Origin of the sequence: Candidatus Aegiribacteria sp. (genome assembly GCA_021108005.1) — a bacterium.
Taxonomy (GTDB): Bacteria; Fermentibacterota; Fermentibacteria; order Fermentibacterales; family JCC-6; genus Aegiribacteria.
Genome location: JAIORS010000013.1, coordinates 1 through 21,287, shown reverse-complemented (window position 1 = coordinate 21,287; position 21,287 = coordinate 1). Strand labels below are relative to the sequence as shown.

Here is a 21,287-nt window from a genome sequence, read left to right as displayed (position 1 = left end):
AACCGTTGCGTCGTTTAATCCGCCGTGCTAGATTGACCATTCTCTGAAACAAATCAAAGGAGTCTTAAGGAGGAGAAGTGTCTTTCCAGGAAAAGAGAATCACAAAACATCCAATTCTGGTAGAACCTGAAGTTAAAAAAGTCGAATTCACATTCAATGGAAAACCCGCTTCCGGCTTTGAGGGGGAAGCCGTTTCGTCCGCGCTTTTTGCCGGAGGTATCCATGTATTCGGACATCACCACACCGATGAAAGCGCCCAGGGGATGTTCTGCGCAAATGGTCAGTGTTCACAATGCAGCCTTATTATTGATGGTATCCCGCGGAAAAGCTGCATCGTTCCGCTCAAGGCCGGAATGGAAGTTGAAAGCCTTGAGGGGCTTCCCGAACTCAGGGATCTTCCCGGACCGGATGTTCGTTCACCCCGGAAAATTGACACAGGCGTATTGATTCTCGGTGGGGGACCGTCCGGCATGGCCGCCGCTATTGAGCTTGGAAAAAAAGGAATAGATACCATCATAGTTGACGACAAGGATCGCCTTGGCGGGAAACTGGTGCTGCAGACGCATAAGTTTTTCGGTTCCGTCGCCGACTGCCATGCGGGAACCAGGGGTATCCATATAGCTGAATTGCTTGCGGGAGAAATATCGGAACTGAAATCGGTTGATGTATGGCTGGACAGCATAGTGCTTGGAGTTTTCAGTGACGGTACGGTTGGTATCAGATGCAGAGACGGCTACAGGATAGTGAAGTCGGAATACATCCTTGTCGCGACCGGAGCCAGGGAAAAATCACTTCCATTTCCAGGATGCACATTACCCGGAGTATACGGCGCCGGAGCGTTCCAGACTCTTGTAAACAGGGACCTTGTGAGATGCGCTGAAAGAATATTCATTGTTGGAGGAGGCAATGTAGGACTTATTGCCGCTTACCACGCTCTGCAGGCCGGGATGACAGTTGTTGGCCTGGCGGAAGCTCTGCCCGTGTGCGGCGGTTACAAAGTTCACGCCGATAAGATCAAAAGGCTCGGTGTTCCCATTTATACCGGCCACACGGTGCTTGCGGCCCATGGCCGTGAACAGGTTGAAGCGGTTACGATCGCGGAAGTCGATGATTCTTTTAAGCCCATACCTGGTACAGAGAAAAGCTGGGAAGTAGATACGGTTCTAATCGCGGTGGGACTGAATCCTGTTGATGAATTTAACACGAAAGCTTCTCAATTCGATATAGAGACGATGATGGCAGGCGATGCGGAGGAAATCGCTGAAGCCAGCGCAGCGATGTTCTCCGGGAAGATCAGAGGGCTTCAGATTGCCCGTAAGCTGGGAGTAGAGGGTATTTCAATACCATCTGATCTTCATGAGAAAGCTGAGGTGCTGAAAAGCCCGGGCGGGAAAACGTTCCCGTACCTTCCGTCTGAATCGCGGGAGGGGGTATACCCCGTTCTTCACTGCATGCAGGAGATTCCATGTAATCCATGTATGACGATCTGCCCGAAGGATCTGATAGGTACATCGGGGCATCCGATCATGGGTCTGCCTGAATTTCACGGCTCCTGCGTTGGCTGCGAAAAGTGCGTTGCAGTGTGTCCTGGACTGGCTGTCACACTGGTTGATTTCAGAAAATCCGCAGAAAAGCCCCTGGTGACAATACCCTTTGAACTGGGAGAGTGGCTGCTTGAAAAAGGCGGTGAAGTAACCGTTACCGGATGGGAGGGTTCCGTACTCGGAAAAGCTGTTATCAAAGACTGGAAAACGACAGCGGGATTCCCGAATACGATTCTGCTGAAACTTGAAACCCCTGCAGACATCGCCAGCAGGACAGCCGGAGTAATGATTCAGTATCCTGAGAATATAACTCCTCTGAAGGAACCACTTGAAGTGCCGCTCCTCGATGATGCCATTGTCTGCAGGTGCGAGAGGGTCACTGCGGGAGAGATCCGAAAGCACATAAGATCGGGAATAAGGGATATGAACCATCTGAAGGCAATAACGAGGGCCGGATTCGGAGCATGCGGAGGCAAGACCTGCTCAATCCTGATCGAGAGGATATGCCGGGAAGAGGGAATACCTGATGAGGAAGTAACAGCCTTCACGGACAGACCCCTTTTCGCCGAGACTCAGCTGGGTTGGTTTTCAGGAACGGAGGATAATGATGAATAAGAAGAATTACGATGCAGTCATTATCGGAGCTGGAAGTGCGGGAACTCCCCTGGCGATGAGCCTGGCTGAGAAGGGTGTATCCGTTCTCTGCATAGATAGCGCGCCCTCAGCGGGGCAGGGAAACAACAAGTGCGCCATAGGGGGAGCCAGGGCTACCCACAGTGAGTCTGCAAAGGTCGCACTTGGGCTGCGATCCCTCGAGATATTCAGAACCTGGCAGGACAGGTTCGGTGATGACATAAGCTGGTATCAGGGAGGTTATACTTACGTAGCCTACGATGAAGACACGATGAACCTGTTCCGCGGTAACGTTCCCCTTCAGCAGAAGGCAGGCCTTAACATCAGGCTAATTGATAGCGGGGAGATGGAGAATCTTGTTCCCGGCATCAATCCGGCAGGTCTTCTGGGCGGCACATGGTCACCCGAGGACGGAAGCGCCAGCCCTATGCAAAGTTGTTACGCGTTTCAAAGGAGGGCTTTTAACCTTGGAGCCGATTTCGTTTTCAACGAAACTGTCCGGAGACTGGACATAGAAGGAAGCAAAGTAGTCTCGGTTACTACTGACAGGGATTCGTACACATGCGGTGCGGTTGTCAACTGCGCGGGATCCTTTGCAGCGGAAGTCGGGAAAATGGCAGGGATCGAACTGCCCGTTTATCCTGAGAGTCATGAGGCAGGCGTAACTGAACCGGTTGCGAGACTCTTTGACCCGATGGTGGTGGATATTAGAAAAGCGCCGGGTTCAGCGAATTACTATTTCTATCAGCACGATACCGGACAGATTGTTTTCTGCATTACACCGGATCCGCCCATTCCAGGTACCGATATCGATGAAACATCTGAGTTCCTGCCTCTGGTGGCACCGAGGATGACCGGGCTCTATCCGCAGCTTGCCAATCTGAAGGTGCGGAGAACATGGAGGGGTATTTACCCCATGACGCCGGACGGAGGGCCGATACTTGACAGGTGCGGGCCTGATAATCACTTCGTCGCGGTTGGAATGTGCGGCCAGGGATTCATGCTGGGACCGGGCATTGGAGAGGTAATGGCCAGATTCGTTACTGGTGAGCTGAATGAAACTGACCGGCAGGTTCTGAACGAACTCCGACTGAACCGCCAGTTCACCTCCGAAGAGGCCCTGAAATAGGGGGACGTACCACACTTCTTCAACTAACTGGACGTGATATCCCTGATAAATATTATATATCTGACTAAATAGTCATATTAGTATAACATATTTCACTAACAAAATTATGCCTATTATTAATCTCTATCATTAGTTAATATTGACATAGTAGATGATCGGAATTAATTGTACAGAGCTCCCTCTTTATGAAACTGTTTTGTATAGTTTTTGTTAATACCCTATGTCAGATACATTATTCTAGATCAGAGAATTTCTGGAGGAAACCGATGAAGCTAGCATCCATTCTGCTGATATTAGTAGCGGCAGCCTACGCTGAGATGTCCGTATGCGGAACGGAGGAGCTGCTTCCCATCGGTTTCACTGATGAAGAACTGCTTCGTCTGGATGATATAGGTCTTAACACCATTCCCACCGCACCGCCGCCGGATGGCACGGTTAACCCCGGTGAATTCGATCCCTCGACTGGAGTATTCGTAAGATGGCCCCTTGGGCTTCCCTATAGTCTAATTACATCTCTTTCTTTAGAAACCACCGTATGGGTGATATGTACATCTGGACAGCAGAGTTCGGTTGAAACTGCCTTCGTAAGTGCTGGAGTGAATATGAGTAACATCGACTTCATGTTTGCGCCTACGAATTCAATATGGGTGCGCGATTACGGCCCATGGTTCGTTCTTCTGGAGGATGGGCATCAGGGCATTTTCAATTACTCTTACAACAGACCAAGACCAGACGATAACGATATCCCGGTTGTGGTGGGATCAGCATGGGGAATACCCGTTTATACCTCAACAATTGAACACACCGGCGGGAATTATATGTCCAGCGGATTCGGCCAGGCGATGTCAACGGATCTTGTTTACAGCGAGAACGGCGGCAACGAGGACTGGGTCGATACACAGATGGGGACTTACCTGGGAATAGATACCTATGTTACAATGGAAGATCCCCTTTCCTATGTCAGCATCGATCATATCGACTGTTGGGCGAAGATGCTCAGCCCGGACAGGCTTCTGGTTTTAAGGCTTCCACCTTCCCATCCTGATTACGTTGTACTTGAAGCAGCAGCTGACATTCTGGCATCAACTGAAAGCCCCTTCGGAACTAACTGGGAAGTATACAGGGTTGAAAGCAGCGGAAGCGAGGGATACACGAACAGCCTGATAAGCAACGATCATGTTTACGTTCCAACTTTCGGCTCCAGCAATGATCCTGCTGCAATCGATGTATACGAAACAGCTTTGCCCGGGTACACAATAGAGGGTATCCAGTACGGCGGTTGGTTGCCGGATGATGCCCTCCACTGCAGAACCAGAAATGTTATGGATAACGAGATGCTGTTCATCCGTCATATTCCGGTGGATTCACCGCAGCTGTCAGGCAATCCAGTTGCGATTGATGCCCTTATCAGATGTCATCCTGATAATACACTAAACGGTCATGATGTGTATTACAGAATAGGTACTTCCGGTTCCTTTACATCGCTTCCCATGACATCCTCGGGTTCTGACTCTTTTACGGTGAATATTCCCGGAGCTACAGGAAACGAAACGGTACAGTATTACATATCCGCTTCGGATAATTCGGGAAGGGACGAATCGCAGCCCAGATTCGCCCCGGAAACCTGGTTCTTCGAGTACGAGACCTACCCAACCGGTATATCTCAGGGCCATTGTTCAATTACAGGTATATCAATTGAGATCGCTGAGCCCAATCCATTCCGGAACGCTATTTCTATTCAGTATTCAACAGCTTCTCTTGTACCGGTATCAATGACCGTTTGCGATATTTCCGGAAAGGTGGTAGCCGCAACTGATAATTGTCTTGAAGCTGGTTCCGATTCATTCACCTGGACGCCTGACGATACTGTCCCTGCAGGTGTTTACATCATCAGGCTGGAGGGTTCCGGATGTCAGACAGCACAAAAAATCACACTTATCAGGTAGTTGACTGATAGAATTGTCCATACCGCCGACTCAGCTCCGTGAATTACTGGAAAAGGTTTACCTGAAATACAATAAACGGGAATATATTCATCCGGATCCACTGGAGTTTCTCTGGAGGTACAACAGTATCGAAGACAGGGAAATAGTCGGGTTATTAGCGTCCGGGCTTGCCTATGGAAGAGTTGCCCGGATACTTAAAAGCACTGAAAAAGTCCTTGATGTGCTGGGACCTGATCCATCCGGTTTTCTCCGGAAAATATCTTCACATGAGCTTTCAAGGGCACTTGTCGGATTCAAACACAGATTCACAACCGCTTCAGAAATTGTTTCCCTTTCCAAATCCGCATCCACGCTTCAGGAGGAATGGGGTCTTCTTGGAAACATGCTGGAAGCTTTCCTTTCGGAAGATACTTATTACAATGCCCTTGAGAGATTCGTGGTGAGCATTCTAAAGCGGGCCGGTATCGAAAAATGCAGCCTGCTGCCAAGGCCATCTCTTGGAAGCGCCTGCAAAAGACTTCATCTTTTCATGAGATGGATGATCAGAAGTGATGAGGTTGATCCGGGAGGATGGGAAACTATTTCGCCTTCGGTTCTTGTAGTTCCCCTGGATGTTCATATGTTCAGGGCTGCCAGAATACTGGGGTTCACCGGGAGGAAGACCGCAGGCGGCGCGGCAGCCTTTGAGATAACAGACAGATTCAGGGTAATCAACCCGGGCGATCCGGTGAAGTACGATTTCGCGCTTACCAGAATGGGGATACAGGGATTGCACCACGATAATCTGTTCAGAAAACTATTCAAGTGATAAACAGGTTTCATTGACAGTTAACCATAAATTGAGATATGCTTTATCGTCATGAAAGCCAAATACACCATCCGGAGCCTGTCTTCATTTATCGGTTATCAAACTGATGATCGTATTTGTGAATCAGATATATCGGTTTCAGTATGTTGCTAGCAGCATTTGCCGCCGTAATTCCAGCCTTTCTCTGGATGATATTCTTCTACAGAAGCGACAGATACGCCCCTGAGCCCAAAAAGCTTGTAGCAAGAACTTTTCTTGTTGGTGCGCTGGTGGGGGCCGCTATGGTCTTTTCTCTGAAAGAGCTTCCAATCAATCTAAGTTATCTTACACTGGCTGTTTTCATAGCCCCGGTTACTGAGGAGATAGCTAAATTCTTCTGCGTGCGGTGGACTGTATACGAGCGGAAGGAATTCGATGAACCTGTTGATGGTATGGTTTATGCCACAGCCGCTGCATTGGGATTCGCGTCTGTTGAGAATGTCATTTATGTTCTAAGCAGCTGGGCTTCTGATGGATCAGGGACAGGGGTAATGGTTCTTGCCGGAAGATCGGTTCTGAGCGTTCCGGCCCATGCATTGTTTTCAAGTCTCTGGGGACTGGCTCTCGGATGGCACAAGAAGAGAAAGAACCTTAAATCGTCACTGTTCGTAGTTGCCGGACTGCTGGGTGGAATGATCCTTCACGGTCTCTTCAATTACCTTACAAGTGAGAACCTCTTTGGAGGTCTTATATTTCTGGCTGTTCTTGCCATTGCGTGGCGATTTGTATTTCTTCTTATACGGAAAGCACTCAAACAGGGTCAGGAGAACTGATCCTTGCCAACGCCGCAGACCGGGCATACCCAATCATCGGGAATATCCTCAAATACGGTTCCCGGTTCGATGCCGCCATCGGGATCACCCTTTTCCGGATCGTAGACATAACCGCAGATGTTGCATACATACTTCTTCATTCTACTATCTTCCTTTCGTTTCGGCATTTCTTTCGTATCATTCGGTGCAGGTTTGTGGGATGGCGCTGTTGGAGGAGTTTTTCCGCAGAGCACTTCCCTGTAATATGAATAGGTCATGGGAGTACCCTCGCCAGTAATGCCGCAGTTTGTGACTTCCCCTATAAAAACGGTGTGAGTTTCCACATCAATGGTATTACATATCTCTATATCGATGTAAGCCAGTATGTTCTCCTCAGGGATCGGGCATCCGGAGGGTGTAAGCATGTATGGGATATCAGAAAATTTGTTTACATCTCTTCCACTTTTGAACCCGAAATTGCCTATGAAGGTTAAGTCGGCATTTTCACTGAGGACTCCTATACAGCACTTCCCTGTCTTGCTTATCAGTTCATGCGTTAGTTCAGTTTTATTTATAGAGACCGCGACTTTGACAGGATCGGACGTTATCTGAAATACTGTATTCGCAATTTGCCCGTTCAGTTTTTTTCCGGAACTTGATCCAACTACGTATAATCCGTAAGTTATTGTGAAAAGAGGCGTAATATCCATTATGTTTTGCCTCCGCAGATATCCATCACTCTGCGCCCAGCAGTCCGACCAAGGTTGACTGACTGCTCAAGTACTGTTTTATCCGGTACGTAAACCGTTCGAAGCCCTTCAGAAATAAGCTCTACTTTCATGCCCTCAAGTGAAGTATTAAGTTCCCTTACTGCCTCGCCACTCCAGCCGTAGGAACCGAATGCCGCTCCAATAAGATTCCTTGGTTTCAGGCCGCCAAGATAGTTCATACACTCCGCTACAGAGGGGAAAATTCTTCCATTGATTGTAGGACTTCCAACTATCAGTGCGGATGCCTCGAGCACTTCAGCGGCGATATCACTTATGTGAGAAGCCCTCAGGGGCATCAATTTGCTGCTGACGCCTTCCTGAGTAAGTCCTTCGATAATGGCTTCTGCCATCTTCCTGGTACTGTTCCACATTGTGTCGTAAACCACGACCGCCTTTGGCAGAGGTTTCATTTCAGCCCAGGAATTCCATTTTTCGAGTATCCAGTCAATATTACTTCTCCATACCGGACCGTGGTCCGGACATAGCAGCTCAATATCAATATTCATTTTCCGCAGATTCTCAATAAGCGTTTTGACCAGGGGAGAGAACGGCATAAGGATGTTCGCGTAGTACTTTCTGGCTTCCTCTTCAAGGATGCTCCGCGGAAGCTCATCATCGAATCTTTCCGTTGATGCAAGATGCATTCCGAAGCCATCCTGACAGAAAAGGATCTTTTCATCAGGAAGGTAGGAAACCATACTGTCAGGCCAGTGTAACATGCGCGTTTCTATGAACTCAATAGACATATTTCCAAGATCAATACTGTCTCCGGTCTTCACAACATCAATTGGATCTTCTTCCCAGTGAAAATGAGCGGAAAGAGCTTTTGAGCCCATGGGTGAAGCGTATACCTTATCCGGTTTGACCTCAGATATCGTTCTGGGAAGGGATCCGGTATGATCCATCTCGGAATGGTTGCTGACGATTATTTCTATCTTCGATGGATCTATTACCGAAGATATTCTCATCATCATCTCTTCGAAAAAGGGTTCTTTTACCGTATCGATCAATGTAACCTTCTCTGAAAGAATAAGGTAAGCATTGTAGGTCGAACCCCTCCCCGTGCTATATCCATGGAAATCACGGATGGCCCAGTCAATTGCTCCAACCCAGTATACATTCTCAGTGAGTTTTACAGCTTTGAACGCATCCATCATTTTCTCCTTAAAGAATTGACTGAAAAAGGTTATCTATCTTGAATTCAGTTTATTTCGCTGTTTTTCAAGATACGATATATGACCGATTTCCTCATCGATTACTTCATGTATTCTTTCTTTACCCAGCCTTTGCGAAACCAGTCTTTCAAGCCCGAGGAAGAAAAGAAGAGAATCTTTCTCAAACTGAATGGCGCGATCTATAATTTCTTCTGTATTCACGTTTCCTTCAAGTTTTGATAAAGATTCGCCAGTCTGCTTTCTGAATACATGATCATTGGCCATAGCTTTAAGGTACATTGCCGATTCGCAGTACGGGTCAATAGCGACCTGTGATTTTTCTTCCTTACTGAGTTCCAGCCTCATGGATATGAAGAGGGCTTCGTGTCCCTTTTCCCATTCAGCAAGATCCGAAAGGAGTCTGGAAACTTCAGAATCATCGACAGCAATTGAAGCGTTCCTGTAGAATTCCTGTCCATTTTTTTCGATCTGCTCAGCCATCTTAAGGACTTCTTCGGCGTTGAACTGGTCTCCCATTTCGTTTTCCCTACTCTCCGCTGTTGGTAGCGGGATTGAATACTCTCTGTCCGAGTTCATTGTCTATCATAAACTTGCCACCGCCCGAATCACCTATCAGCTTCAGTTTTCTGACAACTTCGCCAACGGACGATTCCTCCTCGACCTGTTCTGCAACGTACCATTGCAAAAAATTGTCAGTCATGTGATCACTCTCTTCCCTTGCCAGAGTCACAAGATTGTTAATAAGGGAAGAAACTTTTTTCTCGTGTTCAAGGGCATCCTCAAAAGCATCCAGAACCGATTTCCATTCCACAGGAGGTTTTTTGATGGCATCCAGTATCACCCTGGCATCCCTCTCATTCAGGTAATTCATGAATTTGTCTGCATGAACCAGTTCCTCCTGCGCCTGCGAGTTCATCCACTTCGCCGCACCGCTCATATCAACCGATTCGAAGTACATGGACATCGCAGCGTAAAGGTATGAGGAATACAGCTCAGCGTTGATCTGATGGTTGATTGCGTTCTGCATATTTTTACTGAGCATGTTTACCCCTTCCAGAGACCATGAATACTGCAATACTCCCTTGCGGATACTTCACCGAGATCACCGGTCTTGAATTCAGCGACAGGATCCATTCCAGGTTTCAGATACATCATGTAAATTGTGTTTCCGGAGATAAGCTCGATCCATTCTATATAATGGGCATCGATCATGGGATGCAGTGTTGATCCCACAGTAACCCTGTAGCCACCAACGATTTTTTCGATAATCGGCACATGCTTCTCGGTTGCCATGTCTGCAGCCTGTTCCCCCATGGCAACCATCGGTTTTCCACAGCAGACAAGTTCGCCGGCTCCTCCGTGGGTCATCTCAACGATGTTTCCGCATATCTCGCATTTATAAATTTCCATACGTTCGGTCATTTCAGCAACTCCTTTTCTGTTCTTCTTACCAGTTCTCTGCAAGTAATTCGAAATGTGCCTGAGGATGCGCGCAGGCGGGACAAAGGTTCGGAGCCTCCCGCCCCTCGTGCAGATATCCGCAGTTCTGGCATCGCCAGATAACAATATCATCTTTCTTGAAAACCCTGCCTTCATTGATGTTCTTCAGAAGTCCGAGATACCGTTTTTCGTGCTGCTTCTCGGCGACAGCGATTGATTCGAAGATTATCGCTATTGCATCGAGCCCTTCTTCACGGGCTGTTACTGCAAAGCCCGGATACATCTCTTTATACTCGTGATTCTCTCCCGCTGCCGAAGCTTTAAGGTTTTCTTCGGTTGAACCTATCTTACCAGCAGGATACGAGTCTGTTATCTCAACAACCCCGCCCTCAAGGAGTTTGAAAAGTCGTTTCGCATGTTCTTTTTCCTGGTTCGCGGTTTCCTCAAATATCTTCGATATCTGAACATAACCGTCCTTTTTTGCCTGAGATGCGAAGTAAGTATACCTGTTCCTTGCCTGGGATTCTCCGGCAAATGCCTTCAGGATGTTCTTCTCTGTTCTTGTTCCCTTAATACTCATTGCAATTTCTCCTTTTCAACTGTTCTGCACATTCGGGACATATTCCAACAAAGTTCAAATGGACTTCTTTCACTATGTAGCCTGAAACACTATCGGGTTCCAGCGAATTGATATCAATTACATCGATACTGACATCGGAAACCTTCCCACAGATAACGCACTTTATGTGATTGTGTTCTTCTATATTATGATCATAATGGATTTTCCTGCCAGTACCACTGACGGCAATAATCTCACCCTGATCCACGAGTATTCCGAGATTCCTGTAAACAGTGCTAAGGCTTGTCCGGGGCAGTACTTTTCGAACAGTATCGAAAATCTGCTCAGCTGTAGGATGACATCCAAGCTGTTTCACAGTCCGGAGTATCATCTGTCTCTGTTTTGTATTTCTGCACACCTGCTGCTTGATCATATTTTTCCTATTCATAACAAGAACTATTCCTAATATAGAAACTCTTCTTATGGGCGTCAAGCTTTTTTATGACTTTATTATAGAGGGGAAAACCTGCGGATTTAAATTAGCTCTTCCGTAAATTCTTCTCCAGGATGTCTCCCTTTATTCCGATCATTATAGATTCCATCGGAATTACGCTACCGCTTGATTCTATAGCCGATTCTACAAGCTTTGGAAGACCTCTACAGCAAGGTACTTCCATATAAACTACCGTTATGGAATTCACTGTGTTGAGTCTGAACGTTTCCGATAGTTTGAACTCGTAATATTTAGAATCATCAAGCTTCGCGCATCCGATCAATACGACTTTGTCACCGATGAATTCGCGGTGGAAGTCTGCAAAAGCAAGGGGTACACAATCCGCTGTAATAAGAAGGTCTGAATTGTTAAGGAACGGAGCTTCGGGAGGAATCAGACTAATTTGTACAGGCCATGTGGACAGTCGGGAATTGAGTTCTGATGATGAAAACCTGTTATTTTTGTCATTTCGTTTATTATCTGAGATTGGTTCCGAACCAGGGTATGACGAGGAGCAGCTTGATCTCTCTAACATATACTTTCTGACTGCCTCTTCATCGAATTCTTCTGCTGTTCTCTCCTCGATGGTTATCGCATTCCTGGGGCAGGGACCAATGCAGTCTCCAAGACCATCGCAGTAAGATTCTTTTACCAATTTAGCCTTTCCATCAATGATTTCTATTGCACCCTCATGGCAAGCTTCGGCACAGATTCCGCATCCATCACACTTATCTTCATCAATTTTAATTATTTTTCTTGTTATTCTTTTCATTCTCTGTCTTTCTATACAAGGCTGCCTATATCAGCAACGGTTGTATTTGTGAAATACTCCCTTATAAGTTCTGAGGCATCCAGTCCGATTGATCCGAACAGGCATTTGGGAAGTGAACAGCCATTCCCCGTATATGGGCATATCGCGCTCTCGAACGTTCCTTCAAGAGCGATCCATACATCCATAAGCCGAATATCGGATGGACTCACACAAAGTATGAAACCTCCACTGCGACCTCTTCTGGATTTCACCATACCTGCCTTTGTGAGTTTCTGCATTACTTTTGAAAGATGGTATGCCGAACCTGGTCTTATAAGAAGGTCGTTCAACTTCACTGGTTCAGTTCTACTAGTACTAGCAGCAAGCTTGGCGAGAGCGTGAACCGCAAGGAAAATCGATTCCGGAATGGAAACTGGTGATGACATAGCATTCCTTTCATTCTACATAAACTAGTAATAGAATACCATAATGTCAATAACTGTGGCTTAACAAACGTATACAAATGTATGCCTATTGACGAATAATGTGGAAATGATATAATTGGTAATAGAATGCTAAATTAGGATTCAACGAATTTAAAACAATCTCAATGAAAGGAGAAAATATGTTCTGCTATCAGTGCGAGCAGACAGCAAAGGGGACAGGCTGCGACAGGTTCGGAGTCTGCGGCAAAGACCCGAGAACAGCGGTAATGCAGGATCTTCTAATCTATGTTGCCAAGGGTGTTTCCATGTGGGCGAACAGAGCCCGGAAATTTGGAATTGTGAATAGGAAAGCAGATGTTTTCGTCATTGAAGCGCTGTTTACCACGGTTACAAATGTCAATTTCGATTCAGATACACTGAATAAACTCATCCGTACAGGCGTTGAAATAAGGGAAAAAATTTGGAACCAGTATCTGACAGCTTGCAATGAAAGGGGGCTTCAGCCCGAGGAGCTTACCGGACCTGCTGTATGGCAGTTGCCAGTCGATGAGGAAGATATTGAGAACGAAGCCGCTTTACTTTCAATCGCGGACAGACTTGAAGACCCAGGCAAGGATATCACAGGCCTGGAGGAGTTGATCACCTATGGATTGAAAGGATCAGCGTCCTACGCAGATCATGCCCATATACTTGGTTTTGATAACGAGGATGTATTCGCCTTCTTTCACGAATGTCTTGATTTCCTGACAAGGAAGAATACCGCTGAGGACCTCTTTGCAATGGCGCTGAAAGTGGGCGAGAAGAATCTCGCAGTTATGGAACTTCTTGATTCCGCAAATACGGGAACCTATGGACATCCTGAACCGACCGAGGTTCGAGTCACTCCTGTAAAGGGTAAAGCCATCGTTGTTTCAGGCCACGATCTTAAAGACCTTGATGAACTGCTGAAGCAGACCGAGGGAAAAGGAATAAACGTTTACACTCATGGAGAAATGCTTCCGACCCTTGCATATCCCGGACTTAAAAAATATTCGCACCTTGCGGGAAATTATGGAGGAGCCTGGCAGGATCAGCAGAGGGAGTTTGATGAATTCCCCGGAGCGATTCTCATGACAACCAACTGTATTCAGAAGCCGAAGGATTCCTATAAGGACAGAATCTTCACAACCGGATTGGTTCAATGGCCTGGGGTCATGCATATCGAAAACCATGATTACTCTCCTGTAATTGAAGCAGCCCTCGCGGCTGACGGTTTCAGCGAGGATGCTCCCGAAAAGAAAATCATTGTAGGATTCGGACATAATGCCGTCCTTTCAGTTGCCGATAAGGTAATACAGGCAGTTAAGGATGGGGATATCCGACATTTCTTCCTGGTTGGTGGGTGTGACGGCGCGAAGTCCGGCAGAAATTACTACACTGAAATAGCGCAGCAGATACCCGATGACTGTATCATTCTTACACTGGCTTGCGGCAAGTACCGATTCAACAAGCTTGAATTTGGCGATATCGGCGGTATTCCCAGACTTCTTGATATAGGACAGTGCAACGATGCTCACTCTGCAATTCAGATCGCAGTTGCACTGGCAGAGGCGTTTGACTGCGGAGTCAATGATTTGCCTCTTTCAATGATTCTGAGCTGGTACGAGCAGAAGGCAGTGACCATACTGTTGTCACTGCTTCATCTTGGTATAAAGAGTATCAGGCTCGGGCCGACACTTCCGGCTTTCCTTACTCCCGCTGCCCTTGAAGTGCTTGTGGATAAGTTCGATATTATGCCTACTACAACTCCTGAGGATGATCTTAAGGCGATACTTGGCTAAACAAAAAAATGGGGGTGGTCCGCCACCCCCTTCATGCTTCAAGGAGGTATTTATGAACACTGTTATAGTTTATGAACAGCCTGTTGCACACAATGCGCACGGTATTGATGTCAGGCGGGTATACGACACTGAACATGCCCTTGCAAGCCATCTTACACTCAAACCCGGGGAGAAGCTCATCAGACACATAACGCCTGTTGATGTGTTCTTCTATGTGCTTGAAGGCTCAGGGATTGTTGAAGTGGGTGATGAAAAGCGTGAAGTATCCACTGATACAGTAATAGACAGCCCCAGAGATATTCCCCATTGCTGGTACAACGAGAGCGACGAAATTCTCAGGATACTGGTAATTAAAGTACCGCGACCGTCTACAGCAACAAAGCTTCTTTAATACAGTTCTTATCTATTCGGTACCCGGGATTTCGAGCACCAGAACTCTGGGCCACGTCATGGGATCAGGTATCCATGCTGTTGCCCCGTTTTCCGTAATCCGTACAACCATGTCATCTATGTCCGGGTCATCCGTTTCCATGGATGCGGTGAACAGAAGTTCTCCTTCAAAATTGTAGACGTTCCAGAAGGGGTAGCGGAAGGCACCTAATCGAACCCATAATCTATCCCTGCTGTCTATCCCCAGGTCGGTAACCATTCTGCGGTAGAGAATGGGATCGAAGATCATGTTCACATCGGACATTCTTCCGCCACGGCTACCTATCCGGGCGGAGAGTTCCTCGAATTCTGCCTGCTCCCGGACAAGTTCCTCCTCGTTCTTCTCAACTCTCTCAACGTTTTCTTCTATAGTAAGAAAAACTTCTCCATCTTGATCGTATCCGGTTATACTGACAGCATCCGAACCAGGGGCAGCTATGAATACATGCCCTGTATTGTCTGATGTGAAAATTGGAGCTTCCTCAGCTCCTAGAGGACCTACCCTTGAAGGGTTGAAAGCCTGCATCTGTTCATCGTAAACGGTTACCGGTTCGGATGAATTTTCCATTCTTACGATGGAATAACCCATAAGACCTTCTTCCCGGTTGAAAGAGGGGAGCATTCCCACGAATGCCGAGTCTCCAGCTGTCCTGACTGTGAAAGGAGGCCTTGGGAAGAATCCGATAATGTTCTCTCTCCAGTTCAGAGAATCATCGAAAATGCAGATTGCGCCGCCTGCCATGTCGCTAACAACAAAATCGTTATTTCCGAGAATAGCCATGCCTCTCGGCATCTGGAACTCTCCCGGCCCGGTGCCCTGTCTGCCGGCGGATCCAATGAACTCACCGTTAGAAGAGTATTTCCTGACATTCATTGTAGATGTATCAAGTATCAGAACATCCCCATTTTCATTCAAATTCGCTTCAACTATCTGTCCGAAAACGTAATTTGAGTCACCGAGTTCAACACCGATGGCCAAACCCGGAGTAAGCTTGATGTGTTCAGTTCCTGCTGAAATGGTTTCTGACAAAGGTGTTGCCATATCATTATCAGTGCTTTTGCAACTGAAAAACATCATGCAGAAAATCAGAAACGCGTCTATCGTCAAACATCTTTTACTACTCATTACGAAACCTCCAGCTAAACTGATTATGAATTAGGACAGTATCCTATATCCTACAGATATTGTTTCAGAATTACTATGTTGTTAACAGAATGTAACAATTTGTAACAGGCTGTGATTTTGGAAATTCCAATCAATTCATATATTTGGAAATACAAATATCAAATATCTCAAAATCGTAAGGCAGGTTTCCGATGACAGAAGCTGTGGAAATTAAAAAGAAGATTTCGAGGAATATATCCAGAATATCTTCTGAAGGCGCGAGTTACGTTGATGTAAGGTTTTATCTTGATGACAGTTCAGAAACTCTTTTACTTTACGATGGTGACCTTGAGGCTAACGATACAACCGTAGAAAGTGGTATTGGAGTCAGGGTTCTATGGGAGGGAGCATGGGGTTTTGCTGCTACCAGTGATCCGTCTGCTCTGGAGGCATGTTTCGACATGGCTGCTATGAATGCGAGAACGGCATCCAAGCTGGTTAAAGTACCCCTTACAATGGGAGTAAAAGAAGCTGTCAAAGGAAGCTACGCATCACCGGTCGCGGTTGATCCTTTTTCGGTCAGCCTTCAGGACAAATTGGGATTCCTCACCAGACTGGATAATGAGCTGAAGGAGGATTTTGTTCTCAAGAGAATGGTTTATGCCAATTTCCAGAAGAAGAAAGTTCACTTTCAGAACAGCGAGGGTTCTGAGATCGACAAAGATATTGTCAGTGTATTCGGTATGATTATGGCTATGGCCCTGGATTCTGACGGTGAAATGCAAAGGCGCAGCATGAGCTTGTATTCAACGGGAGGCGGTACTGCCGGTTGGGAGATGATGATTAATCCGGAACTATTCTCCGGGCATGCGTCAAGAGTCAAATCGGAGCTGGCTGAACTAATAAAGGCCGAACCCCTTGAGTACGGAAGAAAGTCAGTGATACTTCTACCGGGTCAGGGTCATCTCCAGGTGCATGAGACCATAGGACATCCACTTGAACTGGATAGAATTCTTGGATACGAGCTTTCCTATGCGGGAGGGTCTTTCGTCGACCTTGATTCGTTTGGGAAGCTGAAGTACGGAAGCGATAAGTTGTCTGTAAGCTCTTACGGAAGCATAGCGAACTCTCCCGGATCATTCGGTTTTGATGATGACGGAACCCCTGAACGCGACTATCTCCTTATTGATAGGGGATTACTGGTTAATGCCCTGACATCCAGGGCCATGGTCAATGAAGCGAATGAGAGAGCTGGCAGGGAGGTTTTCCATCAGAGTGGAGGAGCTGCGCGGGCAACATCATTTTACAGGGCTCCTATAGATAGAATGACAAACGTGAACATTCTTCCGGGTAATGACGGTACCGAGGAGGAAATAATCGCATCAACCGAAGACGGTATCGTTGTTGATAATCCGGTATCCTGGTCAATCGGTTCGAACAGGGAGCATTTTCACTTTGGTTGTGAAATAGCCTGGGAAGTCAAGAATGGAGAAAAGACCAGAATCCTTAGAAATCCTACATACCAGGGGCACACATTGGAATTCTATGGATCCCTTTCAGCGGTTGGTGATAAATCCACCTGGAGAGTTGAGCAGGTAGACAATTGCGGGAAAGGTGAGCCGAACCAGGTTATGCAGATTGGTCACGGTGTCCCTGTAGTCAAATTCGATGATGTGATTACCGGAGAAAGGAAGTAGAAAATGCTGGACGCAAACATCAAAGAAATTCTGATGCAGGTAAGAGATGAAGCTGCCGATGAGGGCATCCAGGCAACACTTAAACTGCATCATGAAAAAAGCCATCTTATGCGGATTGGCAACAATTCGGTATCACTGAACACGTCCGAGGATCTGATGAGACTGGATGTAGAAGTGACAGACGGCAGAAAACAGGGAAGTCAGACTTACCTTGGAGCCATTAAAGATGCTGATACTATTCGCGATATCCTTGATAAAGCCAGAGAAAAGGCGAGAGTAGCATCGCCCAAAACCTACGATCCTATTCCTGATGAAGTTGAAACGACTATAACTGAAGAAAGCCAGTTCGATCAGGAGCTTGCTGATCTGAATCCCAGCATAAAGACCGAAGCTTACCGTGAGATTTTCGATAAACTGGGAGAGAAGTACAACTATTCCGGATCCTGGTCCAGCGGGTCGATGGAAGTTTACATTCTTACCACCGCCAACAGGAGCGAGGCTTACCATAGAGGCACGGACCAGCTTTTTTCCATAGTACTCAAACATCCTCAAGCTAAATGGGAACTTACGCATGATCAGACAGGATGGAAAACCTCGGACTTTTCCGTTGATAAAACAATTAACCTTTTGAGTAATCTGATACCCTTATACGAGGAAAACGAAGGGTTTAAGGCTGAACCAGGAGAGTACACGGTTGTTTTCGGAGCAAGCGCCGTATCAGAGATAATTGGCATGGCGGTATATACCGGTCTGGCAGGAAGAGGCTGGGAGGAAAAGCAGAGCTGGACAACAAAATACAAACCCGGCGACAGAATCCTTGGTGAAGATATATCCGTTGTGGACGATCCCACAAATCCAAAAACTTTCATGTTCGGATTCGACATGTGCGGACGCAGACGGAGTATTTTCCCGTTGGTGGGAGATGGAGACATGATGAACCTCATGTACGATTCTGGTACCGCTGCCAGGTATGGAAAGAAGCCTACAGGTCACAATACAGGTTCGCCGAGTATCGTGATGGATACTGGCTTCGGTCATGCTGACCACCTTGAAGCAGTTAAGGATATGGGCAGAGTACTGTACATACCCGCGCTGCATTACATGAACATCCCAAGCCGTAGCAAAGGGATATTCACAGGCAGTTCCAGGTTCAACGCAGTTCTTATTGAAGACGGGAAAACCGTATCACCCATTTTTTCCTCCAGAGTTACAGACTCTCTTCAGAATGTACTTGGTAACGTGAAGGTGATTTCATCGGTTTCGCAATCAGTAAATGGTTCCAACACTTACGGGAGAAGGACTCCCGTAGCAATGAGTGTACCTTCATATATCGTTTCAGAGGGCGTAAAAATCACCGATTCCGCCGATTCATTCTAAGTTTCTATGAAGGGGGTCTGCGTGGCAGGCCCCTTTATCGCAAGAAACATACAATATGAAATATGAATTAAATGGATAATAATGCCCGGATGCAAGACCTGACCCTGGTTGTGGGGGGGGGGCCTGCGGGATCATCGTGCGCCTGGAAACTGGCTTCTGCCGGTATTCCATGTATCCTGATAGACAAGGCTGAATTCCCAAGGGACAAAGTATGCGGAGGCGCCCTGAGCATAAGGGCTGCTGAGATTCTCATCGACTCGGGAATCCTTACCCACCATGAGCTGGAAGGTCTTGCCCTGAGAGAACATAGGACGTTATTCCTCTGGAACAGAGATGAACTCCTTAGAACCTACACTTCACAGGACGGCCCTGTTCGGATAATTTCCAGAAAGGAATTCGACAGCGTACTTCTTGAAAAGGCGGCTTCGGCAGGAGTGTCCATCGTTTCGGGGGATTCGGTTGTATCTGTTGATTCATCATCTGTGACAACATCATCCGGTAAGAGATTCTGTTTTTCAAATCTCGTTGGAGCGGATGGATGCAACAGTATTGTAAAAAAATTCATCTCCGGAAAAAACAATAGAAAAACAGGACTTGGTCTGGAATATTTTCTTCCGCTATCCGACTTCAATGAAATGCCGGACGGCCTTCAGATCCACTTCGGTCATATTCCTTATGGTTACATCTGGGTTTTCCCCGACAATGAGAAGGTCAATATTGGAGCCGGGGCAGTGGGCAGCCCGGTATCACCCGCCGATATAATCAAAGCGCTGAAAGGATTTCTGGAAGCAAGAGGAATCTCCTGCGATGAGTATCACCTTCAGGGAGCCTTGATGCCATCGCTATCACTTGATAGGAATCTGGGAACAGGGAATATCTACCTCGCAGGGGATGCGGCAGGTCTGGTGGATCATGTCTCCGGAGAAGGAATCGGACATGCTGTTCAAAGCGGATTCCTCGTGGCTGACTGTATCATATCCGGGGGAGACCGCAGTACGATAAGGAACGAAAAAGACTCCTGCATAAATATCGTCAGGCAGTCGATGTTCTACAGGCATCTCCTATTCAGCCCGATCACCCATGGAACAGCCATGATGGGGCTTCGGGACAACGAAGAATTCGCCAGGGGCTACTGGAACATCATCTCCGGCAGAGAATCCTACAACGAAATGTTCAAGCGGCTTCTGACCTGATTCTGTTCTGTTCAACCGATATGAAGTATTGAACCGCTGCAGTAGAGTATTTACGATGGATCCGGAGATCCCCGCGGACCCAGGATTTCATCCTGCTGATTTTTATTTGATCTCATTCCGCATGAAGATGATATCGTAGCTGGGTTTTTCCTTAACAGCCTTATCAAGAATTTTAACGAGTTCCGTTTTCAATACTGCCGGTGAAAGCTCTTCAGGTATATCATCTCCGGGGATCTGAATCATTTGCCAGAGATCATATACTGGAATAGCGGCACTGACAGAGTCGGGTGTATTAGATACGATTTTCCGAACAGTTCTGATGCAATCCAGTTTTTCATCGAGAGTCGCGGCGTTTTCGAAACGAATTCTCTGCAGAAGGGAATCGTTCTCCAATATAGGTTCAGGTTTTTCCTGTTTCTCTATCAGGGAATTGGATTCTCTGGCGGTAGCGTCCGCTTCCGGAAGCCTTCCGAGCAGGAAAAGGGTGCGTGCCTTATCTGCCTGAAAATAGTAAATGTAGTGGACGTAATTCAACTCCCTGAGGATCAGCAATGATTTGTCAAATGCACTCAGAGCTCGCTCCAGTTTACCTTTTTTCATCAAAGCAATAGCCATGTAACCAAGTGCTTCCGCCTCACCGTAACGAATACCTGTCTCACGGGAGGTCTCATAGTATTCCTGAAGCATCTTTACCGCCTGATCGTAATCTCCCTTATCGGTCTTCAGTATTGCAAGGCCGCATGAATGATAGGATATATAATACCTGTCCCCGATTTCCCGGGCGATTGTCAGGGCCTTCTGATAAGCCTTTTCTGCTTCTTCAAATTGATTCTTCTTGTGAAACAAATCCGCAAGATTTCCAAGACTGACAGAATGCAGCCGTTTGTCTTTGTGCTGTTTTGCCACATCAATCGCTTTCTCAAGAATCTGCTGTTTCTCGGTAAGATCAACCGCTGTAGATGCCATATTATTGTACACCTTGGCGTTACTTTCATTATCATCCTTCATCTCTTCGAAGATTCTCAGCTGTTTCTCAAACAGTTTCCTTGCTTCACTTACATGACCTGTCATGAACTTGATAGCTGCAAGATATCCGGTGGATTCGTATATTCCCCTCAGATATCCCAGCTCATTATGAATTTCGAGTGCTTTCTCATTTATCTCAAGAGCTGTCTTCAAGT

21 protein-coding genes are annotated in these 21,287 nt (G+C 46.7%); 10 read left to right on the top strand and 11 right to left on the bottom strand.

Translation table 11 applies throughout. From position 1 onward, the window contains the following. The first annotated feature begins 77 nt into the window (after positions 1-77). The 5 genes from K8S15_00765 to K8S15_00745 all read left to right on the top strand — a co-directional run bounded on the left by K8S15_00765 (position 78) and on the right by K8S15_00745 (position 6,872). Positions 78-2,159, top strand: coding sequence for an FAD-dependent oxidoreductase (locus K8S15_00765; protein MCD4774563.1), 2,082 nt, complete (start codon positions 78-80; stop codon positions 2,157-2,159). Beyond that, positions 2,149-3,306, top strand: a complete 1,158-nt coding sequence (locus K8S15_00760; protein MCD4774562.1) for an FAD-binding oxidoreductase — start codon at positions 2,149-2,151, stop codon at positions 3,304-3,306. Before K8S15_00765 ends, K8S15_00760 begins: the two co-directional genes overlap by 11 nt. A 266-nt stretch (positions 3,307-3,572) precedes the next feature. Beyond that, positions 3,573-5,252: an agmatine deiminase family protein gene (locus tag K8S15_00755; protein ID MCD4774561.1), complete on the top strand. Its 1,680-nt coding sequence runs from the start codon at positions 3,573-3,575 to the stop codon at positions 5,250-5,252. Positions 5,253-5,256: 4 nt separating this feature from the next. Further along, positions 5,257-6,060 (top strand): TIGR02757 family protein, encoded by an 804-nt coding sequence (locus tag K8S15_00750; GenBank protein ID MCD4774560.1) that lies wholly within the window; start codon positions 5,257-5,259, stop codon positions 6,058-6,060. A gap of 143 nt (positions 6,061-6,203) precedes the next feature. Then, complete coding sequence (locus K8S15_00745; protein MCD4774559.1) at positions 6,204-6,872, top strand: PrsW family intramembrane metalloprotease; 669 nt, start codon at positions 6,204-6,206, stop codon at positions 6,870-6,872. Here K8S15_00745 and K8S15_00740 read toward each other — a convergent pair. From K8S15_00740 to K8S15_00700, 9 genes are all read right to left on the bottom strand, one after another. Next, positions 6,860-7,561 carry a rubredoxin gene (locus K8S15_00740; GenBank protein MCD4774558.1) on the bottom strand — a complete coding sequence of 234 codons (702 nt, stop codon included), beginning with the start codon at positions 7,559-7,561 and terminating at the stop codon, positions 6,860-6,862. The two genes, K8S15_00745 and K8S15_00740, sit on opposite strands and share 13 nt — an antisense overlap. After that, entirely contained in the window at positions 7,561-8,775 is a 1,215-nt protein-coding gene (locus tag K8S15_00735) for a flavodoxin domain-containing protein (GenBank protein MCD4774557.1), read from the bottom strand. The genes K8S15_00740 and K8S15_00735 overlap by 1 nt, the downstream gene beginning before the upstream one ends. A 36-nt stretch (positions 8,776-8,811) precedes the next feature. Further along, positions 8,812-9,312, bottom strand: coding sequence for a ferritin family protein (locus tag K8S15_00730; protein MCD4774556.1), 501 nt, complete (start codon positions 9,310-9,312; stop codon positions 8,812-8,814). Positions 9,313-9,322: 10 nt separating this feature from the next. Then, on the bottom strand, positions 9,323-9,838 hold the full coding sequence (locus K8S15_00725; protein ID MCD4774555.1) for a ferritin: 516 nt from the start codon (positions 9,836-9,838) through the stop codon (positions 9,323-9,325). A gap of 2 nt (positions 9,839-9,840) precedes the next feature. Then, a complete protein-coding gene (locus tag K8S15_00720) occupies positions 9,841-10,218 on the bottom strand; it encodes a desulfoferrodoxin (GenBank protein ID MCD4774554.1) in 378 nt (125 codons plus the stop codon). A gap of 25 nt (positions 10,219-10,243) precedes the next feature. Beyond that, the gene (locus K8S15_00715) at positions 10,244-10,816 is read right to left on the bottom strand and encodes a rubrerythrin family protein (protein MCD4774553.1); all 573 of its coding nucleotides are present in this window, start codon (positions 10,814-10,816) and stop codon (positions 10,244-10,246) included. Beyond that, positions 10,806-11,243, bottom strand: coding sequence for a transcriptional repressor (locus tag K8S15_00710; protein ID MCD4774552.1), 438 nt, complete (start codon positions 11,241-11,243; stop codon positions 10,806-10,808). Before K8S15_00710 ends, K8S15_00715 begins: the two co-directional genes overlap by 11 nt. Positions 11,244-11,334: 91 nt before the next feature. Then, positions 11,335-12,060: a 4Fe-4S binding protein gene (locus tag K8S15_00705; GenBank protein MCD4774551.1), complete on the bottom strand. Its 726-nt coding sequence runs from the start codon at positions 12,058-12,060 to the stop codon at positions 11,335-11,337. Positions 12,061-12,071: 11 nt separating this feature from the next. Beyond that, the gene (locus K8S15_00700) at positions 12,072-12,485 is read right to left on the bottom strand and encodes an Rrf2 family transcriptional regulator (protein ID MCD4774550.1); all 414 of its coding nucleotides are present in this window, start codon (positions 12,483-12,485) and stop codon (positions 12,072-12,074) included. Positions 12,486-12,664: 179 nt separating this feature from the next. On the opposite strand from K8S15_00700, the gene hcp reads away from it, so the two are divergent. Together hcp and K8S15_00690 are read left to right on the top strand one after the other, a co-directional pair. Further along, complete coding sequence (gene hcp / locus K8S15_00695) at positions 12,665-14,305, top strand: hydroxylamine reductase (GenBank protein ID MCD4774549.1); 1,641 nt, start codon at positions 12,665-12,667, stop codon at positions 14,303-14,305. 52 nt (positions 14,306-14,357) lie between these two features. Continuing rightward, positions 14,358-14,696, top strand: a complete 339-nt coding sequence (locus K8S15_00690; protein ID MCD4774548.1) for a cupin domain-containing protein — start codon at positions 14,358-14,360, stop codon at positions 14,694-14,696. A gap of 12 nt (positions 14,697-14,708) precedes the next feature. On the opposite strand, the gene K8S15_00685 is transcribed toward K8S15_00690, so the two are convergent. Further along, positions 14,709-15,860 (bottom strand): hypothetical protein, encoded by a 1,152-nt coding sequence (locus K8S15_00685; protein ID MCD4774547.1) that lies wholly within the window; start codon positions 15,858-15,860, stop codon positions 14,709-14,711. 191 nt (positions 15,861-16,051) lie between these two features. On the opposite strand from K8S15_00685, the gene K8S15_00680 reads away from it, so the two are divergent. From K8S15_00680 to K8S15_00670, 3 genes are all read left to right on the top strand, one after another. Beyond that, positions 16,052-17,536, top strand: a complete 1,485-nt coding sequence (locus K8S15_00680) for a TldD/PmbA family protein (protein ID MCD4774546.1) — start codon at positions 16,052-16,054, stop codon at positions 17,534-17,536. A gap of 3 nt (positions 17,537-17,539) precedes the next feature. Further along, positions 17,540-18,913 (top strand): hypothetical protein, encoded by a 1,374-nt coding sequence (locus tag K8S15_00675; protein MCD4774545.1) that lies wholly within the window; start codon positions 17,540-17,542, stop codon positions 18,911-18,913. A 71-nt stretch (positions 18,914-18,984) separates the two neighbouring features. Then, complete coding sequence (locus K8S15_00670; protein MCD4774544.1) at positions 18,985-20,106, top strand: geranylgeranyl reductase family protein; 1,122 nt, start codon at positions 18,985-18,987, stop codon at positions 20,104-20,106. A 102-nt stretch (positions 20,107-20,208) separates the two neighbouring features. Here the strand turns inward: K8S15_00670 and K8S15_00665 are convergent. Beyond that, positions 20,209-21,287: tetratricopeptide repeat protein (locus K8S15_00665; protein ID MCD4774543.1), on the bottom strand; the 1,079-nt coding region annotated here is incomplete at its 5' end.

Coding starts and splice junctions, on each gene's coding strand:
- K8S15_00760 (MCD4774562.1), top strand. CDS start 2,149: ATGATGAATAAGAAGAATTACGATGCAGTCATTATCGGAGCTGGAAGT.
- K8S15_00755 (MCD4774561.1), top strand. CDS start 3,573: ATGAAGCTAGCATCCATTCTGCTGATATTAGTAGCGGCAGCCTACGCT.
- K8S15_00745 (MCD4774559.1), top strand. CDS start 6,204: ATGTTGCTAGCAGCATTTGCCGCCGTAATTCCAGCCTTTCTCTGGATG.
- K8S15_00740 (MCD4774558.1), bottom strand. CDS start 7,561: ATGGATATTACGCCTCTTTTCACAATAACTTACGGATTATACGTAGTT.
- K8S15_00735 (MCD4774557.1), bottom strand. CDS start 8,775: ATGGATGCGTTCAAAGCTGTAAAACTCACTGAGAATGTATACTGGGTT.
- K8S15_00730 (MCD4774556.1), bottom strand. CDS start 9,312: ATGGGAGACCAGTTCAACGCCGAAGAAGTCCTTAAGATGGCTGAGCAG.
- K8S15_00725 (MCD4774555.1), bottom strand. CDS start 9,838: ATGCTCAGTAAAAATATGCAGAACGCAATCAACCATCAGATCAACGCT.
- K8S15_00720 (MCD4774554.1), bottom strand. CDS start 10,218: ATGACCGAACGTATGGAAATTTATAAATGCGAGATATGCGGAAACATC.
- K8S15_00715 (MCD4774553.1), bottom strand. CDS start 10,816: ATGAGTATTAAGGGAACAAGAACAGAGAAGAACATCCTGAAGGCATTT.
- K8S15_00710 (MCD4774552.1), bottom strand. CDS start 11,243: ATGAATAGGAAAAATATGATCAAGCAGCAGGTGTGCAGAAATACAAAA.
- K8S15_00705 (MCD4774551.1), bottom strand. CDS start 12,060: ATGAAAAGAATAACAAGAAAAATAATTAAAATTGATGAAGATAAGTGT.
- K8S15_00700 (MCD4774550.1), bottom strand. CDS start 12,485: ATGTCATCACCAGTTTCCATTCCGGAATCGATTTTCCTTGCGGTTCAC.
- hcp (MCD4774549.1), top strand. CDS start 12,665: ATGTTCTGCTATCAGTGCGAGCAGACAGCAAAGGGGACAGGCTGCGAC.
- K8S15_00690 (MCD4774548.1), top strand. CDS start 14,358: ATGAACACTGTTATAGTTTATGAACAGCCTGTTGCACACAATGCGCAC.
- K8S15_00685 (MCD4774547.1), bottom strand. CDS start 15,860: ATGAGTAGTAAAAGATGTTTGACGATAGACGCGTTTCTGATTTTCTGC.
- K8S15_00680 (MCD4774546.1), top strand. CDS start 16,052: ATGACAGAAGCTGTGGAAATTAAAAAGAAGATTTCGAGGAATATATCC.
- K8S15_00675 (MCD4774545.1), top strand. CDS start 17,540: ATGCTGGACGCAAACATCAAAGAAATTCTGATGCAGGTAAGAGATGAA.
- K8S15_00670 (MCD4774544.1), top strand. CDS start 18,985: ATGGATAATAATGCCCGGATGCAAGACCTGACCCTGGTTGTGGGGGGG.